This window comes from Corallococcus sp. AB049A (genome assembly GCF_003668885.1).
GTDB classification, from domain to species: Bacteria; Myxococcota; Myxococcia; order Myxococcales; family Myxococcaceae; genus Corallococcus; species Corallococcus interemptor.
Genome location: NZ_RAWL01000354.1, coordinates 1 through 9,163, shown reverse-complemented (window position 1 = coordinate 9,163; position 9,163 = coordinate 1). Strand labels below are relative to the sequence as shown.

Below are 9,163 nucleotides of genomic sequence, written 5' to 3'. Positions count from 1 at the left end.
CTCCCCCTTCGACTCGTTCGAGTACGGCACGAACCCCCGCTCCACCACCGCCGAGGCCCCCGGCACGTCCGTCAGCGCCGCCGTCATCAGCCCGCCCGTGCACGCCTCCGCCAGCACCAGCCGCACCCCGGCCTCCCGGCACCTCGAGATGACCTTCGGCGCCAATGCCTCCAGGTCGCTCACGCGCCCTCCCCCGGCACCGCCGCCAGCACCGACACCAGCACGTCACCGCGGAACGTGATGCCCACCGTGCCCTCCTCGCGCAGCAGCCCCACCGCCGGGTGCACGTCGCCGGGCCACACCGGCTCCGGTCCTCTTCGCGGCACGAAGCCCGCGCGCTGCAAGCGCTCCCACCAGGCCGAGGCCGGCTCATGGCGCTCGCACCGCTCCTTCTCGTTCACCGTGCCCACGATGTCATCCACCTCCCGGCCGAAGAACCGCTTGAGGGCGCGACGCTCCGAGCCCGGTATCTCCAACGTATCCAGCAGCTGGAACACGCGGGAGAAGTGATTCCACGCATTCTTCAATCGCTCACGCGCCGGCGCACGGTGGTGGTCCACGTGCGGCTCGCACATCACCACCCCCACCGGCCCCAGCGACGCCAGCCTCGCCAGCACCGCGTCACGCGCCTCCATCCCCCCCACCTCCTTCTCCGCCACGTGATGCAGCGCGAACGCCGCGTTCACCACCAGCGGCCTGCGCACCGCCCGCAGCGCGGCCCACGTCGCCACGTTCAGGTCCTCCACCGGCGACTCCAGCTTCATGAACTCGAGCCGCAGCCCCACCTCCTTCGCCACCGCCAGCACCGCGTCGCGCGCCTCCGCCAGGCTGGTGCCGCTGGGGTCCACCCCCACCACCGTCAGGCGCCGGGGCAGCGCGCCCGCCTTCGCCAGCGCCCGCAGCAGGTTGCACTCCTGCCGCCCCTGCCCGATGCCTACGTCCAACAGCGTCGCCTCCGCGTGCCCTCGCAGGAAGCCCGCGAGCAGCGCGTTCGCCACCGCGTCCGCCGCCGACGCCAGCGGCAGGTGCTTCATCAAGCGCCGGAACAGGTCGATCTGCGGCGCGCCCCCGTCCACCTCGGATGCCCGGTACGGGTGCAGCGCCCCCGTCGCGCCCTCCAGCCGGCGTGACAGCGCCGTCGCGAACACGGCGTAGTTTTCGTCCTCCGGGATGCGCTCCACGTCCAGCAACCGGTAGAGGTCCGCCAGCGCCTCCACCGCCTCCAGCGTTCGCGCGGACAGCGCATGATCCATCGCCCGGAGCAGCAGTTCGTCCTTCGGCGTGCGCATGCGACCTCCCCGCGGAACCCTGGCCGTGGTGTCCGCTCGACATGAAAAAGTGTAACGACCGCCCTTGGCGCGGCTCCAGGGGGCGGCACCTCGGGACATCGGGCCGTGCGCGTCCACACAGCGCGCGGCACCCGGGGACGGACTGGCGCGATGCGGGGACCGTGTCAGGTGCTGGTGGAAACGGACGACTCGGGGGCGAGGGCGTCCATCGACTTCATGCAGAAAGGCACAGCCGGGACTTCCCACCCGGTCCGTATGCCCTGCGTGAAGCGACTTCCGCCTCGGGCGAGGTCACGGACGCCAGGGGTCGAATCCATGAACGCAGGCGGTGTTCACGTTGTCCCGGGTGACAGACGGGCGGGGTGGCTGGTGTCGAAGCGCGCGCCCATGCCGCACCCTCGCGCCGTCCGCTGGGTGCTGGCGCTTGTGCTGCTGTCCGGCGCGGCCGCCCGCGCACAAGGCGTGCCCTCCGCCACCAGTGAGCCTCGCGCCATTGAAGTGGACGTCCACGCCACGGACGCGGGCCAGGTCCTCTCCGCCGAGGACGCCCTGCGTTTGGGCCTCTCTCCCGACGCGGGTGACACCACGCTCGTGCCTCCCAGCCTCACCGCCGACGCGCCCGCCGCGTGGCCCGAAGGACTGGAGGGCACGCCCGGCGAGGTAGAGCTGGAGCTGCTGGTGGACGTGGAGGGCCGCGTCGCGGAAGCGAAGGTGACGCGCGCCGCCTCCGAGCCTCGCCTCACCGACGCGGCGCTCGCCGCCGCTCCGGGCCTGCGCTTCACCCCGGCCACGCTGGGTGGTGCACCCGTGGCCGTGCGCCTGCCCTTCATCTACCGCTTCACGCCCCCGGTGCAGGTCCCTGCCTCCACCACGCACCTCACCGGCGAGGTGCGCGCTCGCGGCACGCGCAAACCCCTCTCCGACGCGGCCCTCTTCCTGGACAGAGCGGCCGAGCCCGCCGCCACCACGGACGCGCAGGGCCGCTTCACGCTGGACGTGACGCCGGGCCCGCACACTCTGGAGGTCCGTGCTCCCGGCCACGAGACGACGACGTTCACGGAGACGCTGACGCGAGGCCAGACGCTCCAGGTCATCTACCGGCTCCAGCCTCGCGAGGTGAACCCCTACGAGACCGTCGTGCGCGACGAGCGCCCTCGCACGGAAGTGACGCGCATCAGCCTGCACGAACAGGAGATCCGCGAGGTGCCCGGCACGCTGGGTGATCCGTTCCGCGTGGTGATGTTGATGCCAGGCGTGGGCAGCCTCGCGTCCGGCATCAGCTACCCGGTGGTGCGCGGCAGCCAACCCGCCGCCACGGGCTTCTTCCTGGACGGCGTTCGCATCCCGATGCTGTACCACTTGCTGCTCGGGCCCGCGGTGGTGCACCCGGACTTCATCGACACCGTGGACTTCTATCCCGGCGCTCCACCGGTGCAGTACGGCCGCATGCTGGGTGGCGTGGTGGAGGGACGCCTCAGCCGTCCTCGTGAGGACCGGCTGCACTTCACCGCCTACGCGGACCTCATCAACGCGGGCGGCTTCATCGAGCAGCCCTTCGAGTCCACCGGCACCAGCGTCAGCCTGGCGGGCCGCTTCAGCTACTCCGCGCTGCTCATCTCACTGGCAACCCAGGTCCTGCCGGAAGTGGACAAGGTGCACGCGGGCTTCTGGGACTACCAGGCGCGCGTCGAGCAGAAGGTGGGCAGGGGCCGCCTGCGCCTGTTCGCGCTGGGCAGCTCCGACGACGTGGGCATCTCGCCGGAGCTGCGCAGGAGGGCGGACGGGGCCGGCGTGGTGTCGCGCTTCCACCGCATCGACCTGCGCGGCACGCACCCGCTGGCGGGCGGCGAGGGCGAGGTGGGCGTCACGCTGGGCTGGGACGGCCTGGGCCTCAACGGCGAGGCGACGCGGGCCGATGCCGGAGGCCAGCTCTTCATCGAGAAGGTGGGCGAGTACAGCCTGCGGCAGGCAAGCGTCTCCGCGCGCGCGGGATGGCGCCGCGCGCTGACGTCCTCGCTGGACGTGGCCGTGGGCACGGACGTGGAGCACCGCCGCTCGGCCACCGTCATCACCGGCAGCGCGCATCCGCCGGGCTGGCGCCCCTCCGACGACGCGGATCCGCTCAAGCGTCCCAGCGCCCTGGCCACCTTCTCCGGCGCGTATGCGTCCGCCACCTGGAGACCGTCCGACACCTGGGTGGTGACGCCGGGCCTGCGCGTGGACGCGTACCACCTGGTGCCGGGCATGACCTTCACCGCGGTGGAGCCGCGCCTGTCCGTGCGTCACTCGCTGACGGACACCCTCACGCTCAAGGGTGGCGCGGGTCTGTACCACCAGCCACCGACCGTGCTCATCCACGTGCCCGCCTTCGACACCGCGAGCCTGCGCTATGGCCTCCAGTCCGGCGCGCAGTTCGACGTGGGCGCGGAGTGGAAGGCCTTCGAAGGGCTGGAGCTGAGCGCGGACGCGTACTTCAACCCGCTGTCCCGCGCGGTGGAGTTCGACCTGATGGACGTGGTGGAGAACCAGCGGCGACGGAGCGCGCTGCGCGAGGCCACCGCCACCACCGGCTACGCCTACGGCTTCGACCTGATGGCCCGCCACCCGCTGGGCCGCCACTGGTTCGGCTGGGTCTCCTACAGCTTTCTTCAGAGCAAGCGGAAGGCGCGCTTCGGCCGCATCAGCGACGACAACCACGTGCTGGAGACAGTGGAGGGCACGCTGCCCTTCGCCTTCGAGCAGGCGCACACGTTCAACGCCGCGCTCAGCTACAAGTTCGGCAACAACTGGACCGTGGGCACGGTGGTGCACTTCAACACCGGCCGCCCGGAGACGGGGCAGATCACCTCGCAGACGCAGCGATGGGTGACGAACCCGGACGGCTCGTCCAATTGGGTGCGGCAGGACCTGGACCGCGCGCAGCGCCTGGCGCCGTTCTTCCGCGTGGATGCGCGCATCGCGAAGTCGTGGGCCTACCAGGACTTCACCCTGGATGCGTCGCTGGACGTGCTCAACCTCTCCGCGCAGCAGGAGGTGGTGGCCTACGAGTACCGCCTCGAATCGGAGTTCAGCGGCTCGACCCCCACGGACATCAAGCCCACCCGGGCCCCCGTCCGCATCCCCATCATCCTTCCGCTCCTCGGGCTCAAGGCGACCTACTGACATGCGACGCGCACTCATCACCTCCCTCGCGCTCGTGGCCTCCGCCGTCACCGGCTGCCAGCGCTATCCCGAGGACCCCGTCTTCGTGTACGGCCGCGCGCTCCGGCGGGACGGCACGCCTCACTCCGGCGAACCGCTGAGCATCCAGCGCATGGACCCGGCGACCCGGAGCTTCCAGCCCTTCGGTACCCTCAGCCCCGAGCCGTCCGGCGAGTTCACCCTGGAGCTGCTCTACGGCGAGGCCGTCACCGATACGTACTCCTTCAGGGACATGAACCGGTTCACCCTGGCGCTTCCCCTGGATGCGGATGGCAGCGGAGCCTTTGTCTCGTTCCTCTTCCAGGACGACGTGGAGCTGCCCACGTTGCAGCCCTGGGACGCGCACCCCGTCGTGAGCATGGGAGCGCAGGGTCCCAGTGTGGCCTTCCCCTCCGCGCCCCCGGCGCCCGCCCAGCCTCCGACGGCGGACACGATGGAGATGCAGGACGGGCTCACCGGCGAATTCATCCCCCTCCTGGCGACCGACCCGAAGCCCCTGTTGTGGGTCATGTCCGGCGACTCACTGCTCTGGCGCGAGCCCGGCACGACGTCACCGTGGACGCCGGGGCCGTACGTCCTGGAGGACTTCGCCGGGCCTCGCGTCCTGCTGCGCGCCGCCAGCCGCGGCACGTGGCTCTACTCTCCCCTGGGCAGCGAGATGAGCTCCGTGGAGTTCCAGCTGGAGTGGCGCACCGGCGCCGAACCACTGCCCGCGGGGACGCTGCGCCCCCTCAGCCGAGGCGCGGCGTGCGAGCCGTCCCCCTCCGGTGCCTGTCCATGGACGGATGGCCTGCTCACGCCCGTGGACCTGCCCCAGGAGCAGGGCGTTGCTCGGGCCAAGAGCCTCGCCGTCACCCTGCCCCAGCCGGGCATGCCCCGCCGCGCGGTGGTGCGCGGGCTGAGCTACGTGCCGGGCCCCGAGGGCAAGGACTGGCTCCTCCTGGAGGGCAGCGCGGACGGCGAACAGTGGCAATCCCTGGCGCGCGTCACGCTCCAGGACCTGACCTCGCGGGAGCGCAACCTGCTCGACATCCAGTTCGGCTTCAACGTCCAGTCGACCGGCGACTCCCCCTACGGCGACGGGCCGCTTCCCCTGGGCCGGAAGGAGCCGGTCTTCCAGGACGTGCCCCTCACCCCCACGGACCCCGTGCGCTTCGTGCGGCTCACCGTGCAGACCCGGGGCTACAACGGCACCATCCAACCCGCTGAGCTCCAGACCCTCTCCGAGCTGTCCATCTTCGAGTAGAGGCGCGACTCGGGACGCGGCATCCCGTAGATTGGGCGCGAAAGGGCACCACCGGGATTCGCGTCCCGGTCCGTATGCCCTGCGTGAACTGACTTCCGTCCCGGGCCGGGGAAGTCATGGGCGCCTGAGCCGAACCCATGAATGCATGCAGTGCCCTCACCGGGCCGGAGCCGTCTGGCGCCAGCGCGGGTGACACTTTCGCGGGGGACCGGTGTTGAAGCGCCCGCCCATGTCCGTTCCCCCTGCTGTCCGCTGGGTGCTGGTGCTCGTGCTGCTGTCCGGCGCGACCTCCCACGCACAAGGCGTTCCCTCCGCCACCAGTGAGCCCCGCGCCATTGAAGTGGACGTCCACGCCACCGACGCGGGTCAAGCCCTCTCCGCCGAGGACGCCCTGCGCCTGGGCCTCTCTCCCGACGCGGGCGATACGACGCTCGTACCTCCCAGCCTCACCGCCGACGCGCCCGCCGCGTGGCCCGAAGGACTGGAGGGCACGCCCGGCGAGGTGGAGCTGGAGCTGCTGGTGGACGTGGAGGGCCGCGTCGCGGAAGCGAAGGTGACGCGCGCCGCCGCCGAGCCTCGCCTCACCGATGCGGCGCTCGCCGCCGCCCCGGGCCTGCGCTTCACCCCGGCCACGCTGGGCGGTGCCCCCGTGGCGGTGCGCCTGCCGTTCGTCTACCGCTTCGCGCCCCCAGTGCAGGTCCCTGCCTCCACCACGCACCTCTCTGGTGAGGTGCGCGCTCGCGGCACGCGCAGGCCTCTGTCCGATGCGGCCCTCTTCCTGGACGGCGCGCTTCAGCCCTCCGGCGCCACCGACGCGCAGGGCCGCTTCGCGCTGGACGTGACGCCGGGGCCGCACAAGGTGGAGGTCCGTGCTCCCGGCCACGCGACGACGGTGTTCGAGGAGACGCTGCCGCAGGGCCAGACACTCCAGGTCGTCTACCGGCTCCAGCCTCGCGAGGTGAACCCCTACGAGACCGTCGTGCGCGACGAGCGCCCTCGCACGGAAGTGACGCGCATCAGCCTGCATGAGCAGGAGATCCGCGAGGTGCCCGGCACGCTGGGTGACCCGTTCCGCGTGGTGATGCTGATGCCGGGCGTGGGCAGCCTCGCATCAGGCATCAGCTACCCGGTGGTGCGCGGCAGCCAACCCGCCGCCACGGGCTTCTTCCTGGATGGCGTGCGCATCCCGATGCTGTACCACCTGCTGCTCGGGCCCGCGGTGGTGCACCCGGACTTCATCGACACCGTGGACTTCTATTCGGGCGCGCCTCCGGTGCAGTACGGCCGCGTGCTCGGCGGCGCGGTGGAGGGACGCCTCAGCCGTCCTCGTGAGGACCGGCTGCACTTCACCGCCTACGCGGACCTCATCAACGCGGGCGGCTTCATCGAGCAGCCCTTCGAGTCCACCGGCACCAGCGTCAGCCTGGCGGGCCGCATCAGCTACACCGCGATGCTCATCTCCCTGGCGGCCAATGCCTTCCAGAAGAAGGAGGCGGAGCAGCTGCGTGCGGGCTTCTGGGACTACCAGGCGCGCGTCGAGCAGAAGGTAGGCAGGGGCCGCCTGCGCCTGTTCGCGCTGGGCAGCTCCGATGACGTGGGCGTCGCACCGGAGCTGCGGGACACCGCGGACGGAGGCGGCGTCGTGTCACGCTTCCACCGCATCGACCTGCGCGGCACGCACCCGCTGGCGGGCGGCGAGGGCGAAGTAGGCGTCACGCTGGGCTGGGATGGCCTGGGGCTTTCCGGCGAGCAGACGCGCGACACCGGCAAGGAGCTCATTCGCGAGAAGGTGGGCGAGTACAGCCTCTCGCAGGCGAGCATCTCCGCGCGCGCGGGATGGCGCCGCGCGCTGACGTCCTCGCTGGACCTGGCCGTGGGCGCGGACGTGGAGCACCGCCGCTCGGCCACCGTCATCACCGGCACCGCGCGGCCGCCGGGCTGGCGCCCCTCCGACGACGCGGATCCACTCAAGCGGCCCAGCGCCCTGGCCACCTTCTCCGGCGCGTATGCGTCCGCCACGTGGAGGCCTTCGGACCGGTGGACCGTCACACCGGGGCTGCGCGTGGACGCGTACCACCTGGTGCCGGGCATGACCTTCACCGCGGTGGAGCCGCGCCTGTCCGTGCGCCACGCGCTGACGGACACCCTCACGCTCAAGGGCGGCGCGGGCCTGTACCACCAGCCGCCCACCGTGCTGGTGCACGTGCCCGCCATCGACACCGCGAGCCTGCGCTACGGCCTCCAGTCCGGCGCGCAGTTCGACGTGGGCGCGGAGTGGAAGGCCTTCGAGGGACTGGAGCTGAGCGCGGATGCGTACTTCAACCCGCTGTCCCGCGCGGTGGAGTTCGACCTGACGGACGTGCTGGAGAACCGGCGCCGGCGCCTCGGCCTGGACACGGATCCCGCCACCTCCGGCTATGCCTACGGCTTCGACCTGATGGCCCGCCACCCGCTGGGCCGCCACTGGTTCGGCTGGGTGTCCTACAGCTTCCTTCAGAGCAAGCGGAAGGCGCGCTTCGGCCGCATCGGCGATGACAACAAGGTGATGGAGACGGTGGACGGCACGCTGCCCTTCGCCTTCGAACAGGCGCACACGTTCAACGCCGCGCTCAGCTACAAGTTCGGCAACAACTGGACCGTGGGCACGGTGGTGCACTTCAACACCGGCCGTCCGGAGACGGGGCAGATCACCTCCCAGACGCAGCGCTGGGTGACCAACGCCGACGGGGGCCAGGAATGGGTGCGGCAGGACTTGGACCGCACGCAGCGCCTGGCGCCGTTCTTCCGCGTGGACGCGCGCATCGCGAAGTCGTGGGCCTACCAGGACTTCACCCTGGATGCGTCGCTGGACGTGCTCAACATCTCCGCCCAGCAGGAGGTGGTGGCCTACGAGTACGGCGCCGAGTCCAACCTCGACCCCGACACCCCCCGGGCCGTCACTCCCATCCGCAAGCCCATCCGCATCCCCGTCATCCTCCCGCTCTTCGGGCTCAAGGCGACCTACTGACATGCGACGCGCACTCGTCACTACCCTGGCGCTCGTGACCTCCGCCCTCACCGGATGCGAGCGCTATGCCGAGGACCCCATCTTCGCCTACGGCCGAGCGCTCCACCGGGACGGCGCCCCGCGCTCCGGCGAGACGCTGACCCTGGAGCGCCTGCATCCGGAGGCGGAGGTCTTCGAGCCCTTCGCGACCGCCGTCACCGATGCCTCCGGCGAATTCATCCTGGAGCTGCTCTACGGGGACGTCGTCGACAGGACGGATTACAGCAGCGCCCGCAGCCGGTTCCGGATGTCGCTGCCGCTGGAAGCCGACGGCAGCGGCGCCACGCTCGCGTTCTCCTTCCAGGACGACGTGGAGCTGCCCGCGCTGCAGGCCTGGGACTGTCTCTTATAAACATCTGACGCTGCCGACGACTTAATAGG

Annotated in this window: 5 protein-coding genes; 3 read left to right on the top strand and 2 right to left on the bottom strand. The window is 71.2% G+C overall.

What is annotated here, in order from left to right; genetic code table 11:
* Together D7X55_RS29640 and D7X55_RS29635 are read right to left on the bottom strand one after the other, a co-directional pair.
* Positions 1 to 183: CinA family protein (locus D7X55_RS29640; RefSeq protein WP_147470259.1), on the bottom strand; the 183-nt coding region annotated here is incomplete at its 3' end.
* A complete protein-coding gene (locus D7X55_RS29635) occupies positions 180 to 1,289 on the bottom strand; it encodes a GRAS family protein (RefSeq protein ID WP_120551794.1) in 1,110 nt (369 codons plus the stop codon). The genes D7X55_RS29640 and D7X55_RS29635, both read right to left, overlap by 4 nt.
* 369 nt (positions 1,290 to 1,658) lie before the next feature.
* Here D7X55_RS29635 and D7X55_RS29630 point away from each other — a divergent pair, with 369 nt between their 5' ends.
* From D7X55_RS29630 to D7X55_RS29620, 3 genes are all read left to right on the top strand, one after another.
* Positions 1,659 to 4,451, top strand: a complete 2,793-nt coding sequence (locus D7X55_RS29630) for a TonB-dependent receptor domain-containing protein (protein WP_233610148.1) — start codon at positions 1,659 to 1,661, stop codon at positions 4,449 to 4,451.
* Between the two features lies 1 nt (position 4,452).
* Positions 4,453 to 5,736, top strand: a complete 1,284-nt coding sequence (locus D7X55_RS29625; RefSeq protein ID WP_121724823.1) for a hypothetical protein — start codon at positions 4,453 to 4,455, stop codon at positions 5,734 to 5,736.
* 229 nt (positions 5,737 to 5,965) lie between these two features.
* Positions 5,966 to 8,743 carry a TonB-dependent receptor domain-containing protein gene (locus D7X55_RS29620; RefSeq protein ID WP_121724822.1) on the top strand — a complete coding sequence of 926 codons (2,778 nt, stop codon included), beginning with the start codon at positions 5,966 to 5,968 and terminating at the stop codon, positions 8,741 to 8,743.
* Positions 8,744 to 9,163: the final 420 nt, after the last annotated feature.

Bases quoted from the DNA above. Each gene is read 5' to 3' on its own strand.
- D7X55_RS29620 (WP_121724822.1), top strand. From the start codon at position 5,966: ATGTCCGTTCCCCCTGCTGTCCGCTGGGTGCTGGTGCTCGTGCTGCTG.
- D7X55_RS29625 (WP_121724823.1), top strand. From the start codon at position 4,453: ATGCGACGCGCACTCATCACCTCCCTCGCGCTCGTGGCCTCCGCCGTC.
- D7X55_RS29635 (WP_120551794.1), bottom strand. From the start codon at position 1,289: ATGCGCACGCCGAAGGACGAACTGCTGCTCCGGGCGATGGATCATGCG.